Here is a 15,669-nt window from a genome sequence, read left to right as displayed (position 1 = left end):
TCTACGAACCGCCCATTCAGACTTTGTGACAATTGTTGACGACGGTGGTGCCGCAACCCGCTATGCCTAAGGGAGGGACTCTCAAGGACGGGCATATGCGCACAGGGATGATGGCGCTGGCAGTCGGTCTGCTGGCTCCGGTTTTTTTGCCGGCCTTGCCGCCGGTCGGTTGGTTGCTGTTGCTGCCAATGGTGGCGCTGATGTTGCTGCCGTTTCGCAGCTATCCATTGGCGTTTTTGCTGTTCGGTTTCACATGGGCTTGTCTCAGTGCGCAGTGGGCTCTGATTGACCGCTTGCCACCGAGCCTGGACGGCGAAACCCGTTGGCTCGAAGGGCGGGTGGTCGGCTTGCCGCAGCACGGCGACGGCGTGGTGCGTTTCGAGCTGGCTGATGCGCTTTCTCGCCGCGAGAAACTGCCATCGCTGCTGCGTCTGGCCTGGTACGCCGGGCCACCGGTCAACAGCGGCGAACGTTGGCGTCTGGCGGTGAAATTGAAGCGCCCGAGTGGCTTGCTCAACCCGGACGCCTTCGACTACGAGGCCTGGCTGCTGGCGCAACGGATCGGTGCGACCGGCACGATCAAGGATGGCCAGCGTCTGACTGAGGCCCGGCATGCATGGCGCGACGGCGTACGGCAGCGCCTGCTGACGGTGGATGCGCAAGGACGAGAGGGCGCGTTGGCGGCACTGGTGCTCGGTGATGGTTCGGGTCTGAGTCGCGAGGACTGGGCGATTCTGCAAGACACCGGGACCGTGCATTTGCTGGTGATCTCCGGTCAGCACATCGGTTTGCTCGCCGCAGTAATGTATCTGCTGGTAGCCGGGCTGGCGCGTTTCGGAATCTGGCCGGTGCGCTGGCCGTGGTTGCCGTGGGCGTGTGGCCTGGCATTCGCGGCGGCGCTGGGTTACGGCTTGCTCGCCGGTTTCGATGTGCCTGTGCAGCGTGCCTGCGTGATGGTGGCGCTGGTGCTGCTGTGGCGTCTGCGTTTTCGCCATCTCGGGGCGTGGTGGCCATTGTTGCTGGCGTTCAATGGCGTGCTGTTGTTCGATCCGCTGGCCAGTTTGCGCCCGGGTTTCTGGCTATCCTTCGCGGCGGTGGCGATACTGATTTTCACCTTCGGCGGGCGGCTGGGGGCCTGGCGGTGGTGGCAGACCTGGACCCGCGCGCAGTGGCTGATCGCGATAGGCTTGTGTCCGGTGTTGCTGGCGCTGAGCTTGCCGATCAGCGTCAGCGGGCCTGTCGCCAATCTGTTGGCCGTACCGTGGGTCAGCCTCGTGGTGTTGCCGCCGGCGTTGCTCGGCACGCTATTGCTACCCGTGCCTCATGTCGGCGAAGGGCTGTTATGGCTGGCCGGTGGTTTGATTGACTGGCTGTTTATCGGGCTGGCGCTGATTGCCGGGCAATGGCCGGCGTGGATACCAGCCGCCATTCCATGGTGGGCGTTGGTCCTGGGCAGCCTTGGCGCGATTTTATTGCTGTTGCCCCGTGGCGTGCCAATGCGTCCGTTGGGCTGGCCGCTGCTGTTGCTTCTGGTGTTGCCGCCCCGAGAGCGAATAGAGGAAGGGCGGGCCGATGTCTGGCAACTGGATGTTGGCCAGGGCCTGGCCATCCTCATCCGCACCCGCTATCACACGTTGCTCTATGATGCCGGCCCGCGTTTCGGCGAGTTCGATCTTGGCGAGCGGGTGGTGCTGCCAGCGCTGCGCAAACTGAATGTGCAAGCGCTCGACCTGATGCTGCTCAGTCATGCCGACGCCGATCACGCTGGCGGCGCCCGGGCGATCATGCGTGGATTGAACGTGCACCGCGTGGTCAGCGGCGATCCGCCGAACCTGCCGCCGGAGTTGAACGCTGAAGCCTGCGCAAGCGGCGAACAGTGGCAGTGGGATGGTGTGCAGTTCCAGCTCTGGCAATGGTCGGCGGCCGATGACAGTAACCAGCGCTCCTGTGTATTGCAGGTCGAAGCCAACGGCGAACGCCTGCTGCTCACCGGCGATATCGACGCTCACGCCGAGCGCGTCCTGCTCGACAGCCCGCTGGCGGTGCCGACGCGGTGGCTGCAATCGCCCCATCACGGCAGTCGCAGTTCATCGTCGATGGCCCTGCTCAAAGCCTTGCAGCCCGAAGCGGTGCTGATCTCCCGTGGCCACGGCAACGCCTTCGGTCATCCGCACCCGACCGTGCTGGCGCGCTACCGCAAACAAGGTCTGCGCATCTACGACAGCGCCGAACAAGGTGCCATTCATTTGCGACTGGGCAGCTTCAAGCCGCCGTGGACGATGCATCAACAGCGGCGTTTCTGGCGCGAGCCGCCGGCGCCCGGCCGTTGATCGGTGCCAGCATGGTTGCCACCTCACGGTCGTCGGGGCGGCGGGTCTTAATCGCGGATCGGTATGGTAAAGTGGCGCACTTTTTCGAGGGGACTGTCACTGTGTGGGAATTGGTCAAATCCGGCGGCTGGATGATGTTGCCGATCATTCTGAGTTCCATCGCGGCCATGGCGATCGTCGCCGAACGCCTGTGGACACTGCGCGCTAGTCGCGTCACCCCCGAGCATTTGCTGGGTCAGGTCTGGGTCTGGATCAAGGACAAGCAGCTCAACAAGGAAAAACTCAAGGAATTGCGCGCCAATTCGCCGCTGGGGGAAATCCTCGCCGCAGGCCTGGCCAATTCCAAGCATGGTCGCGAGATCATGAAGGAGTGCATCGAAGAGGCCGCCGCGCGGGTCATTCATGAGCTCGAGCGCTATATCAATGCCCTGGGCACCATCGCTGCCATGGCGCCGTTGCTCGGCCTGCTCGGCACCGTGCTGGGCATGATCGACATTTTCAGCGCCTTCACCGGGTCCGGCATGACGACCAATGCTTCGGTGCTGGCCAGCGGCATTTCCAAAGCGCTGATCACTACCGCAGCGGGCCTGATGGTCGGGATTCCAGCGGTGTTCTTCCACCGGTTTTTGCAGCGCCGTATCGACGAGCTGGTGGTCGGCATGGAGCAGGAAGCGATCAAACTGGTGGAAGTGGTGCAGGGCGACCGTGATGTCGATCTGGCCGAGGGCAAAGCGTGAAATTCCGTCGCAAGCCCCGGGAAACCGTAGACATCAACCTCGCGTCGCTGATCGACGTGGTGTTTATCCTGCTGCTGTTTTTCGTGGTCACTACCACCTTCACCCGTGAAACCCAGTTACGCGTCGATTTGCCGGAAGCGGTCAGCGGTTCGCCTGCCGAAGATCAGCAGGTCAAACAGCTGGATGTCGCGATCAGTGCCGAAGGCGTGTTCTCGGTGAACAACAAGATTCTGCCGAAGAATGACCTGCCGACGCTGATGGAAGCCATGCAGAAAGAATCCAACGGTGACACCAACATGCCGTTGTCGATCAGTGCCGATGGCAAGGCCCAGCATCAATCGGTGATCACCGCCATGGACGCGGCCGGCAAGCTCGGTTTCAGCCACCTGCGCATGACCACGGTCGAGGCGGCGCCGAAATCCTGATGAGCCTGTCTGATCGCCTGCTCGCCGCGTGGTATCAGGGGCACCCGGCCCTGACGCTGCTGCGGCCACTGGAAATGCTGTATCGCCGCGTGGTGATCAACAAGCGTCAGCGCTTTCTCGATGGTGAAGGTGAGATCTACCAATCGCCCGTGCCGCTGATCGTGGTCGGCAATATCACCGTTGGCGGTACCGGCAAGACGCCGATGATTCTCTGGCTGATCGAACATTGCCGGCGCCGTGGACTGCGTGTCGGCGTGGTCAGTCGCGGTTACGGCGCCAAGCCGCCGCAATTGCCATGGCGAGTTGAGGCCGAGCACAGCGCCGAGATAGCGGGTGACGAGCCGTTGCTGATCGTCCAGCGCACCGGTGTGCCGCTGATGATCGACCCTGATCGCAGCGCCGCCGTCAAAGCCTTGATTGCCAGTGAACCGCTGGACCTGATTCTGTCTGACGACGGCATGCAGCATTATCGCCTCGCGCGGGATCTGGAACTGGTGCTGATCGACGCCGCACGGGGCCTGGGCAACCAGCGCTGTCTGCCGGCCGGGCCGTTGCGTGAGCCGGTCGAGCGCCTGCAAAGCGTTGACGGCGTATTGTTCAACGGTGCCTTGGCTGATCGCGACGATGGTTTCGCCTTTCGCCTGCAACCTACGGCGCTGGTCAATCTGCGCAGCGGCGAACGTCAGTCACTTGGGCATTTTCCGCCCGGACAAGCGCTGCATGCGGTGGCCGGCATCGGCAATCCACAACGTTTCTTCAATACCCTTGAAGCGCTAGACTGGCGGCCAGTCCCGCATGCGTTCGCCGACCACGCCGAGTACAGCGTGCAGGCGTTGAATTTCACCCCGTCATTGCCGTTGGTGATGACCGAAAAGGACGCGGTGAAGTGCCGTGCCTTCGCCACTGCCGACTGGTGGTACCTGGCGGTCGACGCCGTGCCGTCGCCGGCCTTCGTGGCCTGGTTCGACACCCAACTGATGCGCCTGTTGCCGGATCGTCTGCTGCCTTAACTCTTTTATTTCTGGGAATGTTCATGGACACCAAACTGCTCGACATCCTCGCTTGCCCCGTGTGCAAAGGCCCGCTCAAGCTCAGCGCCGACAAGACCGAACTGATCAGCAAGGGCGCCGGCCTGGCCTATCCGATCCGCGACGGCATCCCGGTGATGCTGGAAAGCGAAGCGCGCACCCTGACCACCGACGAGCGTCTGGATAAATGACTACAGCCTTCACCGTTGTCATCCCGTCGCGATTCGCCTCGACCCGTTTGCCGGGCAAGCCGTTGCTGGATATCGCCGGCAAGCCAATGATCCAGCATGTCTGGGAACAGGCGAGCAAAAGCAGCGCGACCCGCGTCGTTGTTGCAACTGACGATGCACGCATCGTCGAGGCATGCAAAAGCTTTGGCGCCGAAGTGGTGCTGACCCGTGAAGATCACAATTCCGGCACCGATCGTCTGGCCGAGGTCGCAGCCAAACTCGGTCTTGCGCCTGATGCGATCGTGGTCAATGTGCAGGGTGATGAGCCGCTGATTCCGCCGAGTGTGATCGATCAGGTCGCCGCTAACCTTGCCGCTCACACCGAAGCGCGCATGGCTACGCTGGCTGAGCCGATCGAAGACGTGGAAACCCTGTTCAATCCCAACGTGGTCAAGGTCGCCAGCGATATCAACGGCCTCGCGCTGACCTTCAGTCGAGCAACCTTGCCGTGGGCCCGCGATGCGTTCGCCAAGAGCCGCGAACAACTGCCGGAAGGCGTGCCCTATCGCCGCCACATCGGCATCTACGCCTACCGTGCCGGGTTCCTCCACGATTTCGTCAGCTGGGGCCCATGCTGGCTGGAAAACACCGAATCCCTCGAACAACTGCGTGCCTTGTGGCATGGCGTGCGCATCCATGTTGCTGATGCGCTGATCGCGCCGCCGACCGGTGTCGACACCGTTGAAGACCTTGAGCGGGTTCGTCGCCTGCTGGGGGCCTGATGCGCGTTCTGTTTGTGTGCCTGGGCAATATCTGTCGTTCGCCCACCGCCGAAGGCGTGTTGCGCCACAAGTTGCGTGAAGCCGGGCTGGCGGACGTGGTCGAAGTGGCCTCCGCCGGCACCGGTGACTGGCACGTCGGCAACCCGCCGGACAAGCGCAGCCAGGCGGCGGCGAAACTGCGCGGTTATGACCTGTCGACGCAACGCGCGCAGCAGGTCAGCCGGGCTGATTTCGCCAGCTATGACCTGATTCTCGCCATGGACAACAGCAACCTGCGCAACCTCAAGGCCTTGCAGCCGTCCACTGGCAGGGCCGAACTGGATCTGTTTCTGCGCCGTTATGCCGGGCTGGTCGATGAAGTGCCGGACCCGTATTACGACGGTGATCAGGGTTTCGAGCAGGTGCTGGATCTGATCGAAGCGGCCTGCGACCAATTGCTGATCGAAGTGAAGGGGCGCTTATGAGTCTGCTGGTCCAACCGCAGGTATCACTAAAAGCCTTCAACACTTTCGGCGTTGATGTGCGCGCGCAGCTGTTTGCCGAAGCCCACAGCGATGACGATGTCCGCGAAGCGCTGGCCTATGCCGCCTCCCATGACGTGCCGTTGCTGGTGATCGGCGGCGGCAGCAACTTGCTGCTGACGGCAGATGTTCCGGCGTTGGTGTTGCGCATGGCTACACGCGGGATCCGCGTGCTCAGCGACGATGGCAGTCGCGTGGTTGTCGAGGCGCAAGCGGGCGAACCGTGGCATCCGTTCGTGCAGCACACGCTGGCCCAGGGTTTTGCCGGGCTGGAAAACCTCAGCCTGATTCCCGGCACCGTCGGCGCCGCGCCGATGCAGAACATCGGCGCCTATGGTGTCGAGATCAAGGACGTGTTTGCCGGCCTCACTGCGCTGGATCGTGAGAGCGGCGAGTTGCGGGATTTCAGCCTGGAAGAATGCAACTTCGGCTATCGCGACAGCCTGTTCAAGCAGCAGCCGGGACGTTGGCTGATCCTGCGGGTGCGCTTCAAGCTGGATCGCGCAGCGCACCTGCATCTGGAATACGGCCCGGTGCGTCAGCGCCTGAGCGAGCAGGGCATCGAGCAGCCGACGCCCAGCGACGTCAGCCGCGCCATCTGCAGCATCCGCAGCGAGAAACTGCCGGACCCGGCGCTGCTCGGCAATGCCGGCAGCTTCTTCAAGAATCCGCTGGTGCCTGCCGCTGTGGTCACCCGGATCAAAGCGCAGCACCCGGATCTGGTGGCTTACCCGCAAGCGGACGGGCAGATGAAACTGGCCGCTGGCTGGCTGATCGAACGCGCTGGCTGGAAGGGTTTTCGCGACGGCGATGCCGGCGTGCACAAGTTGCAGGCGCTGGTGCTGGTCAACTACGGCACGGCCACCGGCCTGCAACTGCTCGACCTGGCGCAACGGATCCAGAAAGACATCGCCGAGCGCTTCCATGTCGAACTGGAAATGGAGCCCAATCGTTATTGAGGCAGCTGCAAGTTTCAAGCTTCGAGCGGCAAGCTGCACTGCGCCAGAAGCTACTTGCCGCTTTTACTTGCAGCTCGTAGCTCGAAACTTGCAGCTGAAAAGCCCTGTATAAGCAGGGCTTTTTTGTTAATGCTGGGTTAACTTAGCCACCTAACGATACCAATCATTTGCTCCACCCAAGGCGCGGTTACGAGCTGCAAGCGAATCGTACGCGCCTTCACTTGCAGCTTGCAGCTTGCCGCTAAGATGTACCCCATAACCACTAAAAAATATGCGGGCGTGCCCATGATTACCCTGAAACTCAACGGTCAAGACCACTCCCTCGACGTCACCGAAGACATGCCGCTGCTTTGGGCGATTCGTGACGTCGCCGGTTACAACGGCACCAAATTCGGTTGCGGCATGGGCCTGTGCGGCGCCTGCACCATCCATATCGACGGTTTGCCGGCTCGCAGTTGCATCACGCCGATCGGCTCGGTGATCGGCCAGAACGTCACCACTATCGATAATCTCCACGCCGACCCGGTAGGCAAGGTCGTGCAGCAAGCCTGGCTCGACAGCGCCGTGGCCCAATGTGGTTATTGCCAGGGCGGGCAGATCATGTCGGCCACCGCTCTGTTGAAAACCAACCCCAACCCGAGCGACGAGCAGATCGAAGAAGCCATGGTCGGCAACATCTGCCGCTGCGGCACCTACAACCGAATCAAAACCGCGATCCGCCAGGCCTCCACCCACCTGAAGGAGGTGAAGGCATGAGCCGCGTCCCGAATGATTTCGCCCTGAGCAATCTCAGCCGCCGTGGTTTTCTCAAAGGCGTCGGCGCTACCAGTGCGCTGGTCCTCGCCGCGAGCTGGGGCTGGCAGGATGCGCTGGCCGATGACAAGAAGTTTGGCGCCGACGGCATGCCCAATGGCTGGATCGACGATCCCAAGGTCTACGTGAGCATTGCTGCCGATGGCAGTGTCACCGTGGTGTGCAACCGTTCGGAAATGGGCCAGGGCGTGCGCACCAGTCTGAGCATGGTCGTTGCCGATGAGCTGGAAGCCGATTGGGCGCAGGTCAAAGTGCAGCAGGCGCCGGGTGACGAAGTGCGCTTCGGCAACCAGGATACCGACGGTTCGCGCAGCATGCGTCACTGGTACGAACCGATGCGTCGTTGCGGCGCCGCCGCGCGGACCATGCTCGAACAGGCGGCCGCTGCGCAGTGGAAAGTGCCAGTCGGCGAATGCCATGCGCAACTGCACAAGGTCATTCACAAACCGTCCGGCCGTGAACTGGGCTACGGCGAACTCGCCGCTGCGGCCAGTGCGCTGGCAGTACCGGCGCGTGACAGCCTCCGTCTCAAGCAGCCGTCGGAATTTCGCTACATCGGCAAGGAAGGCACCAAGGCCATCGACGGTGCCGATATCGTCAATGGCCGCGCAGTGTACGGCGCCGACGTGCATTTCGACGGCATGCTCTACGCCACCATCGCCCGCCCGGCGGTGTATGGCGGCAAGGTCAAAAGCCTCGATGACAGCGCCGCGCTGAAAGTCCCCGGCGTGCTGAAAGTCATGCAGATCGAAGGCCGGCCATTGCCATCGGAGTTCCAGCCGCTGGGCGGCGTCGCGGTTGTGGCCAGCAACACTTGGGCGGCGATCAAGGGCCGCGAGGCGCTGAAGATCGAGTGGGATGACGGCCCGAATGCCAGTTATGACTCGATTGCCTATCGCAAAGAGCTTGAAGCCGCGTCGCTGAAGGCCGGCAAAGTGGTGCGCAACACCGGTGATATCGACAAGGCCTTGAGCGGCGCCGCCAGCACCCTCGAAGCGTCGTATTACCTGCCGCACCTGGCGCAGGCGCCGATGGAACCGATGGTGGCCATCGCGCGATTCAAGGACGGCGTCTGCGAAGCCTGGGCGCCGAGCCAGGCACCGCAGGTCACCCGTGAGCGCATCGCCGAGCGTCTGGGCGTGCCGTTCGAAAAGGTCACCGTCAACGTAACGCTGCTGGGCGGTGGGTTCGGGCGCAAGTCGAAACCAGACTTCGTCGTTGAAGCGGCGATTCTCGCCAAGGAGTTTCCGGGCAAGGCAGTACGGGTGCAATGGATGCGCGAAGACGACATCCACAATTCGTATTTCCACACCGTGTCGGCGGAATATCTGAAGGCGGGCATCGACAAGAACGGCATGCCGTCCGGTTGGCTGCATCGCACCGTGGCGCCGAGCATCACCGCGTTGTTTGCGCCGGATATGAACCATGAGGCGGCGTTCGAGCTGGGCATGGGCTTCACCAACATGGCCTACGCGATTCCCAACGTGCGCCTGGAAAACCCTGAAGCCAAGGTACACACGCGGGTCGGCTGGTATCGCTCGGTCTCGAACATTCCCCACGGCTTTGCGATTCAGAGCTTCGTCGACGAACTGGCGCACAAGGCCGGTGAAGATCCGCTCAAGTACCAGATCAAACTGCTCGGCCCGGACCGGCAGATCGATCCACGCACCTTGAGCGAAGAGTGGAACTACGGCGAGTCGCCCGAGCGTTACCCGATCGACACCGGGCGCATGCGCTCGGTGCTGGAAACTGCCGCCCAGGCCGCCGGTTGGGGGCGAAAATTGCCCAAGGGCCGTGGCCTCGGTCTGGCGGTGCATTACAGCTTCGTCACCTATGTGGCGGCAGTGATCGAAGTCGAGGTCAAGGACGACGGTTCGCTGATCGTGCACAAGGCCGACATCGCCGTGGACTGCGGGCCGCAGATCAACCCTGAGCGTATCCGTTCGCAGTTCGAAGGCGCCTGCGTCATGGGCCTGGGCAACGCCGTGCTCGGCGAGATCAGCTTCAAGGATGGCAAGGTGCAGCAGGACAACTTCCATATGTACGAAGTCGCGCGCATGTCGCTGGCGCCGAAGGAAGTTGCGGTGCATCTGGTCACGCCGCCGGGTGACGTGCCGTTGGGTGGCGTTGGTGAGCCGGGTGTGCCGCCGATTGCCCCGGCGCTGTGCAATGCGATCTTCGCCGCCACCGGCAAGCGCATTCGCAATCTGCCGGTGCGGTATCAGTTGCAAGGCTGGCAGAAGGCGCAAGCGTAATGGACAGCGTCGATCTCAACGTCCTGCGCAGCGTCCTCGAGTGGCGCCGCGCCGGACAGCGGGTGGTGCTGTTCAGCGTGGTGCAGACCTGGGGCACCGCGCCGCGCTCGCCCGGCGCCATGCTTGCCTTGCGCGAGGACGGCGTGGTGATCGGTTCGGTGTCGGGCGGCTGTGTCGAGGATGACTTGATCGCGCGGCTGCACGACGGTCGCATCGCCGCCGATGGTCCACCAGTGCAGATGATTACCTACGGCGTGACCCGTGAGGAGGCCGCGCGTTTCGGTCTGCCTTGCGGCGGCACTTTGCGCCTGACCGAAGAGCGCGTCGGTGACCCGGCGTGGGTGGCCGAGCTGCTGCAGCGTTGCGAAAACCACGAAATCGTTGCCCGGGAATTGAACATCGAAACCGGCGCGGTACTGCTGGCACCGGCCACTAAATCCGACTCGCTGGTATTCGACGGCAACGTCCTGCGAGCGATTTACGGCCCGCGCTGGCGCCTGTTGTTGATCGGCGCCGGGCAGTTGTCGCGCTACGTTGCCGACATGGCGCGGCTGCTGGATTTTGAAGTGCTGATCTGCGATCCGCGCACCGAATTCGTTTACGGCTGGGAAGAGCAGCATGGCCGTTTCGTTCCCGGTATGCCGGACGAGGCGGTGTTGAACATCCAGACCGACGAACGCACGGCGATTGTCGCCTTGACCCACGATCCTCGCCTGGATGACATGGCTTTGCTCACCGCGCTCGACTCGCCGGCGTTTTACGTCGGCGCGCTTGGCTCGCGCGTCAACAGTCAGAAGCGCCGGGAAAACCTCGCTCAGCTAGGCTTGTCGCAAGCGTCGATTGATCGCTTGCACGGGCCGATCGGCCTGCACATCGGTAGTCATTCGCCGGCAGAGATCGCCTTGTCCTTGCTGGCGGAAATTGTTGCGATCAAGAACGGTGTGGAGTTGAAGCAGAAAAAACCGCTGGAGGGTGCATGAGCCAATCCATCGCAGTGATCGTGCTGGCGGCGGGCGAGGGCAATCGTTTTCGCCAGATCGCCGGGCCAGACAAAGACAAATTGCTCGCTGATTGCACCGGGCGCGACGGCGCGGTTCGCTCGGTAGTCGAGCAGGTGCTGGTGAACCTGCCGGCCAGTCTCGACAAACGTGTACTGGTCACCACCGAAGTGCGACCGCAGGCGATGCGCATGGCCCTGGCTTACGGCTGCGACGTGGTGTCGATCGAATCGACCGGCATGGGCGACAGCATTGCCGCAGGTGTTGCCGCTTGCCCAGACGCTGATGGCTGGTTGATTGTGCTCGGCGATATGCCGTTTATCCTGCCATCGAGTTTCGAACGAGTGGTCGCGGCGATGGCTGATGACGCGGTGAGCGTGCCGGTGCTGGATGGCGAGTTTGGCCATCCGGTAGGGTTTGGTCGTTCGTTTGGCGCGCAGTTGCAGGCGCTGACCGGTGATCGTGGTGCACGGCCGTTGTTTGCGCAGGGACGGGTGGTGGAAGTGGCGGTGGATGATCCTGGTGTGTTGTGGGATATCGATGTGCCTGAATCTCTGGTATTTCCTCAGCCCTGAGCCGTGTTGAAATGCCTTGTGGGAGCGAGCAGGTTTGCTCCCACAAAGGTTCCGGATGATGCTGGAATTTCATGCATAAAAAAGCCCCGCCAGGCTTTCACCAGGCGGGGCTTTTTAATGGCTTCAGGAATTACACGAGTGGTTTAGGCTCGTGTTCTTTTTCCTGAGCTTCTTCACGCTGCTCTACCGCGTCCTGAACGGAGCGTGGTGCTTCAGCGATCACCGCTTCAACCGATGCTTCTTCAGCGACCGGGGCAGGGGCTGCCTCGACCACTTCAGCCGCAGGGGCTGGTTCGGCAGCCACAGGGGCCGCAGCGGCAGCCAGTTCGGCTTCCTTCTGCAGACGCTCGGCTTCACGCTTGCGACGACGCACTTCACGCGGGTCGTTTGGCGCGCGGCCGTTTGGCGTCAGGGCGCTGACCGGAGCCGGTGCTTCAACCACAGGGGCTGGCGCTTCGACTGCGGCTGGCGCTTCTTCAACCTGAGCTTCAACCACAGGTGTCGGCGCCGGCTCTGCTGCTGCAACTACTGGCTCGGAAACCATGGCTTGCGGCACTTCGGCTTCAGCGACTGGCGCTGGAGCTTCGTTCACAGCCGGCTCGGCAACCCAGTTGAACGCTGTCTGCTCTTCGCGAACTTCACGTACGGTTTTGGTCACGTTTTCGCTGACGGTTTCGGTCGCTGGTTCGGATGCAGCAGCTGACGCTTCCACGACAGCTTCTGGTTCGGCAGCCGCTTCAACCTGAGGCTGAGCTTCGCGGACCGGGGCGACTTCGATTTCCGGTGCAGCAGTCACTTCCACAGGAGTGGAGGCTTCGACAACCGGCGCTTCGACTGGAGCAGTTTCCAGTGTGGTAGCGGTGGCGCGTTCAGCCTGCTCGTGGGCTTGGGCTTCTGCCGGAGCGCTGATGGTGCTGCTGGCAACGGCGGCGGTGACCGCCAGGCCAGCGGCCAGATCGGCAGTGCTTGGCTCGCCAGCGTTTTCAGCGGACTCGGATTCTTCCGAACCTTCGATCACGTTGCCGTTGGCATCACGCTGACGCTCGCGACGGTTGCTGCGACGACGCTGACCACGGGAGCGACGACGTGGACGATCGCCTTCGGCGTTGTCCTGACCGTCTTCCGGCAGTTGCTCTTCGTTGTTGCTGTTCACTTCTTCTTCAGCAACGGTAGCAGCGGCCTGCTCGGCACGTGGTTGACGCTCTTCACGCGGCGGACGCGGAGCGCGTTCTTCGCGTGGCTGACGGGCCGGACGCTCTTCAGCGGTCACGGCTGCAGCGGCTGCAGCGGCTGCGACTGGCGCGGCGTCCAGTGGCTCGCGCAGTTCACGCACGCGCTCTTCACGCTCGCCGCGCGGCTTGCGATCTTCACGCGGTGCGCGCGGTGCACGTTCTTCACGCGGGGCGCGTGGTGCGCGCTCTTCGCGGGCTACCGGCGCTTCGCTGCGAGTTTCACGCGGCTCACGGGCTTCACGTGGCTGACGCTCTTCGCGCGGCTCGCGTGGGGCGCGTTCTTCTCGTGGCGCACGCTCTTCGCGCGGCTTGCGTTCTTCATCGCGGCGACCGTTACGGTTGCGGCTCTGCTGACGACCGTTGCGGCGCTCTTCGTTGCGGGCAGGACGCTCGGTGGCAGCCGGTTTCGCAACAGCGACCGGTGCGGCTGGCTCTTCCTTGGTGGCGAACAGGCTGACCAGCGACTTCACCAGCCCCTTGAACAGGCTTGGCTCAGGTGCGGCAACCGGTGCCGGAGCAGGCGCGGCAGGTGCAACTTCGGTCGGCACCGGTGCGTTGGCACGGGCCGGCGCAGTTTTCACTGCAGCTTCCTGGCGAACCAGAGTGCGGGTCGCAGCAGCTGGCTGGACTTCTTCGACTTCGGCAGCGGCGGCAGCGATTTCGTAGCTGGACTGGTTGGTCGCAGCTTCCGGGCTGTCGTCACGCAGACGCTGAACTTCGAAGTGCGGCGTTTCGAGGTGATCGTTCGGCAGAATGACGATACGGGCACGGGTGCGCAGTTCGATCTTGGTGATCGAGTTGCGTTTTTCGTTGAGCAGGAACGCAGCGACCGGGATCGGCACTTGCGCGCGAACTTCGGCGGTACGGTCTTTCAGGGCTTCTTCTTCGATCAGGCGCAGGATGGCCAGCGACAGCGATTCGACGTCACGGATAATGCCGGTGCCGTTGCAACGCGGGCAGACGATGCCGCTGCTTTCGCCCAGAGATGGACGCAGGCGCTGACGGGACATTTCCAGCAGGCCGAAACGCGAGATGCGACCGATCTGCACGCGGGCGCGGTCAGCTTCCAGGCATTCGCGGACTTTTTCTTCCACGGCGCGCTGGTTCTTGGCCGGAGTCATGTCGATGAAGTCGATGACGATCAGGCCGCCGATGTCGCGCAGGCGCAACTGACGGGCGATTTCTTCGGCGGCTTCAAGGTTGGTCTGCAGGGCGGTTTCTTCGATGTCGCTGCCTTTGGTGGCGCGCGCCGAGTTGATGTCGATGGACACCAGGGCTTCGGTCGGATCGATGACGATGGAGCCGCCGGAAGGCAGTTCGACGACGCGCTGGAATGCGGTCTCGATCTGGCTTTCGATCTGGAAACGGTTGAACAGCGGCACGCTGTCTTCGTACAGCTTGATCTTGCTGGCGTACTGCGGCATCACCTGGCGAATGAAGGTCAGGGCTTCGTCCTGGGCTTCAACGCTGTCGATCAGCACTTCGCCGATGTCCTGGCGCAGGTAATCGCGGATGGCGCGGATGATCACGTTGCTTTCCTGGTAGATCAGGAAAGGCGCGGAGCGATCCAGCGAGGCTTCTTTGATGGCGGTCCACAATTGCAGCAGGTAGTCGAGGTCCCACTGCATTTCTTCGCTGCTGCGGCCCAGGCCAGCAGTGCGCACGATCAGGCCCATGTCGGCCGGAGCGACCAGACCGTTCAGCGCTTCACGCAGTTCGTTGCGCTCTTCGCCTTCGATGCGACGGGAGATGCCGCCGGCACGCGGGTTGTTCGGCATCAGTACCAGGTAACGACCGGCCAGGCTGATGAAGGTGGTCAGGGCGGCGCCCTTGTTGCCACGTTCTTCTTTTTCGACCTGAACGATGACTTCCTGGCCTTCGCTCAGGACGTCCTTGATGTTGACGCGGCCTTCGGGGGCTTTCTTGAAGTATTCGCGGGAGATTTCTTTGAGGGGCAGGAAGCCGTGGCGCTCGGAGCCGAAATCGACAAAGGCAGCCTCAAGGCTTGGTTCGATGCGAGTGATACGGCCTTTATAGATGTTGGCCTTCTTCTGCTCGCGTGCACCGGATTCGATATCCAGGTCGTAGAGGCGCTGGCCGTCTACCAGTGCAACACGCAACTCTTCGGGTTGAGTTGCGTTAATCAGCATTCTTTTCATGTAGTACCGTCGGTTTCCGGGCTGCCGGAAACGGCGTTCGGCACACACGACTTCTCACGGTCGGTGTCAGGTGCGTCGGGAGTGGTTGGCCATTCCCGTGTCCAGCGATGTGCGGCCAATTGGGCCGATACCGCGACGTACGCGTCCTGCTTGCTGTGGCTACTTAAGCACTCAGTCAGGAGGAGGAATCAACCAGCGGCTGTGGACGAGATGAAGCGTCTTGATCAAAGCTTGTTGCTACACAGTCCGGCGGTTGTGCATCTCCACCCTACACGTATCCCTGATAATTCGGGTGCTGCCGCGCGCAGAATCCGCAGCGGGTTGGCATTTACCGTGAGCTCCGAAAGGGGAGGTCACGCATCATGGCTAATTCAGGCGATGTTTCCGAAGCAATCGCTCGGGGTCATTCGCAGTCGACTGCACTTTGTGAACTGGCCTTGAATGTTGCCTGCCGGGCGAGTGATAACTCTGCTCGGCGGTGTAATTCAGGCCTCATGTCACCTGCGCTCGTTACAACCGCAAACTCCACCGTTACGTAGCGAAAGCCCCGTAGGACGGCCTCGCGCCCTGGTGAATTGCGTTGGTCAGGGCCGGTCGTTGACCGTGGTTCCGCTGTCCAGGCCGCTTTTGGCGGCGTTCGCGACTATAGCAGCAATGATTAAGTGCTTCAATTCCATAAAAATTG

Annotated in this window: 13 protein-coding genes; 12 read left to right on the top strand and 1 reads right to left on the bottom strand. The window is 62.4% G+C overall.

Translation table 11 applies throughout. From position 1 onward, the window contains the following. The first annotated feature begins 95 nt into the window (after positions 1 to 95). The 12 genes from AC4IHP_RS25545 to AC4IHP_RS25490 all read left to right on the top strand — a co-directional run bounded on the left by AC4IHP_RS25545 (position 96) and on the right by AC4IHP_RS25490 (position 11,593). A complete protein-coding gene (locus AC4IHP_RS25545; protein WP_490833044.1) occupies positions 96 to 2,330 on the top strand; it encodes a DNA internalization-related competence protein ComEC/Rec2 in 2,235 nt (744 codons plus the stop codon). A gap of 101 nt (positions 2,331 to 2,431) precedes the next feature. Continuing rightward, positions 2,432 to 3,067 carry a MotA/TolQ/ExbB proton channel family protein gene (locus tag AC4IHP_RS25540; protein ID WP_217862812.1) on the top strand — a complete coding sequence of 212 codons (636 nt, stop codon included), beginning with the start codon at positions 2,432 to 2,434 and terminating at the stop codon, positions 3,065 to 3,067. Next, complete coding sequence (locus tag AC4IHP_RS25535) at positions 3,064 to 3,492, top strand: ExbD/TolR family protein (protein WP_041479458.1); 429 nt, start codon at positions 3,064 to 3,066, stop codon at positions 3,490 to 3,492. Before AC4IHP_RS25540 ends, AC4IHP_RS25535 begins: the two co-directional genes overlap by 4 nt. Continuing rightward, complete coding sequence (lpxK, locus tag AC4IHP_RS25530) at positions 3,492 to 4,502, top strand: tetraacyldisaccharide 4'-kinase (RefSeq protein WP_460120752.1); 1,011 nt, start codon at positions 3,492 to 3,494, stop codon at positions 4,500 to 4,502. The genes AC4IHP_RS25535 and lpxK overlap by 1 nt, the downstream gene beginning before the upstream one ends. 23 nt (positions 4,503 to 4,525) lie before the next feature. Then, on the top strand, positions 4,526 to 4,711 hold the full coding sequence (locus tag AC4IHP_RS25525) for a Trm112 family protein (protein WP_003179363.1): 186 nt from the start codon (positions 4,526 to 4,528) through the stop codon (positions 4,709 to 4,711). Further along, complete coding sequence (gene kdsB / locus AC4IHP_RS25520; protein ID WP_024013932.1) at positions 4,708 to 5,472, top strand: 3-deoxy-manno-octulosonate cytidylyltransferase; 765 nt, start codon at positions 4,708 to 4,710, stop codon at positions 5,470 to 5,472. The genes AC4IHP_RS25525 and kdsB overlap by 4 nt, the downstream gene beginning before the upstream one ends. Then, positions 5,472 to 5,936 (top strand): low molecular weight protein-tyrosine-phosphatase, encoded by a 465-nt coding sequence (locus AC4IHP_RS25515; RefSeq protein ID WP_076563814.1) that lies wholly within the window; start codon positions 5,472 to 5,474, stop codon positions 5,934 to 5,936. The genes kdsB and AC4IHP_RS25515 overlap by 1 nt, the downstream gene beginning before the upstream one ends. Beyond that, complete coding sequence (murB, locus tag AC4IHP_RS25510) at positions 5,933 to 6,952, top strand: UDP-N-acetylmuramate dehydrogenase (RefSeq protein ID WP_490833043.1); 1,020 nt, start codon at positions 5,933 to 5,935, stop codon at positions 6,950 to 6,952. Before AC4IHP_RS25515 ends, murB begins: the two co-directional genes overlap by 4 nt. A gap of 285 nt (positions 6,953 to 7,237) precedes the next feature. Beyond that, complete coding sequence (locus tag AC4IHP_RS25505; protein WP_016771000.1) at positions 7,238 to 7,708, top strand: (2Fe-2S)-binding protein; 471 nt, start codon at positions 7,238 to 7,240, stop codon at positions 7,706 to 7,708. After that, positions 7,705 to 10,020 (top strand): xanthine dehydrogenase family protein molybdopterin-binding subunit, encoded by a 2,316-nt coding sequence (locus AC4IHP_RS25500; protein ID WP_490833042.1) that lies wholly within the window; start codon positions 7,705 to 7,707, stop codon positions 10,018 to 10,020. The genes AC4IHP_RS25505 and AC4IHP_RS25500 overlap by 4 nt, the downstream gene beginning before the upstream one ends. Continuing rightward, the gene (locus AC4IHP_RS25495; RefSeq protein ID WP_490833041.1) at positions 10,020 to 11,000 is read left to right on the top strand and encodes an XdhC family protein; all 981 of its coding nucleotides are present in this window, start codon (positions 10,020 to 10,022) and stop codon (positions 10,998 to 11,000) included. The genes AC4IHP_RS25500 and AC4IHP_RS25495 overlap by 1 nt, the downstream gene beginning before the upstream one ends. Beyond that, a complete protein-coding gene (locus AC4IHP_RS25490; RefSeq protein ID WP_490833040.1) occupies positions 10,997 to 11,593 on the top strand; it encodes a nucleotidyltransferase family protein in 597 nt (198 codons plus the stop codon). The genes AC4IHP_RS25495 and AC4IHP_RS25490 overlap by 4 nt, the downstream gene beginning before the upstream one ends. A gap of 130 nt (positions 11,594 to 11,723) precedes the next feature. Here the strand turns inward: AC4IHP_RS25490 and rne are convergent, their stop codons facing one another. Then, positions 11,724 to 14,984: a ribonuclease E gene (gene rne / locus AC4IHP_RS25485; RefSeq protein WP_490833039.1), complete on the bottom strand. Its 3,261-nt coding sequence runs from the start codon at positions 14,982 to 14,984 to the stop codon at positions 11,724 to 11,726. Positions 14,985 to 15,669: the final 685 nt, after the last annotated feature.

The sequence above is a fragment of the Pseudomonas sp. UF-293 genome, from assembly GCF_058245595.1.
Note: the sequence above shows the minus strand (reverse complement) of the source record. Positions and strands in the feature narration are given on the sequence as shown.

What these genes read in the sequence shown, in the direction of transcription:
- lpxK (WP_460120752.1), top strand. Translation starts at nt 3,492, where the DNA reads ATGAGCCTGTCTGATCGCCTGCTCGCCGCGTGGTATCAGGGGCACCCG.
- kdsB (WP_024013932.1), top strand. Translation starts at nt 4,708, where the DNA reads ATGACTACAGCCTTCACCGTTGTCATCCCGTCGCGATTCGCCTCGACC.
- AC4IHP_RS25500 (WP_490833042.1), top strand. Translation starts at nt 7,705, where the DNA reads ATGAGCCGCGTCCCGAATGATTTCGCCCTGAGCAATCTCAGCCGCCGT.
- AC4IHP_RS25490 (WP_490833040.1), top strand. Translation starts at nt 10,997, where the DNA reads ATGAGCCAATCCATCGCAGTGATCGTGCTGGCGGCGGGCGAGGGCAAT.
- AC4IHP_RS25545 (WP_490833044.1), top strand. Translation starts at nt 96, where the DNA reads ATGCGCACAGGGATGATGGCGCTGGCAGTCGGTCTGCTGGCTCCGGTT.
- AC4IHP_RS25525 (WP_003179363.1), top strand. Translation starts at nt 4,526, where the DNA reads ATGGACACCAAACTGCTCGACATCCTCGCTTGCCCCGTGTGCAAAGGC.
- AC4IHP_RS25495 (WP_490833041.1), top strand. Translation starts at nt 10,020, where the DNA reads ATGGACAGCGTCGATCTCAACGTCCTGCGCAGCGTCCTCGAGTGGCGC.
- rne (WP_490833039.1), bottom strand. Translation starts at nt 14,984, where the DNA reads ATGAAAAGAATGCTGATTAACGCAACTCAACCCGAAGAGTTGCGTGTT.
- murB (WP_490833043.1), top strand. Translation starts at nt 5,933, where the DNA reads ATGAGTCTGCTGGTCCAACCGCAGGTATCACTAAAAGCCTTCAACACT.
- AC4IHP_RS25505 (WP_016771000.1), top strand. Translation starts at nt 7,238, where the DNA reads ATGATTACCCTGAAACTCAACGGTCAAGACCACTCCCTCGACGTCACC.
- AC4IHP_RS25515 (WP_076563814.1), top strand. Translation starts at nt 5,472, where the DNA reads ATGCGCGTTCTGTTTGTGTGCCTGGGCAATATCTGTCGTTCGCCCACC.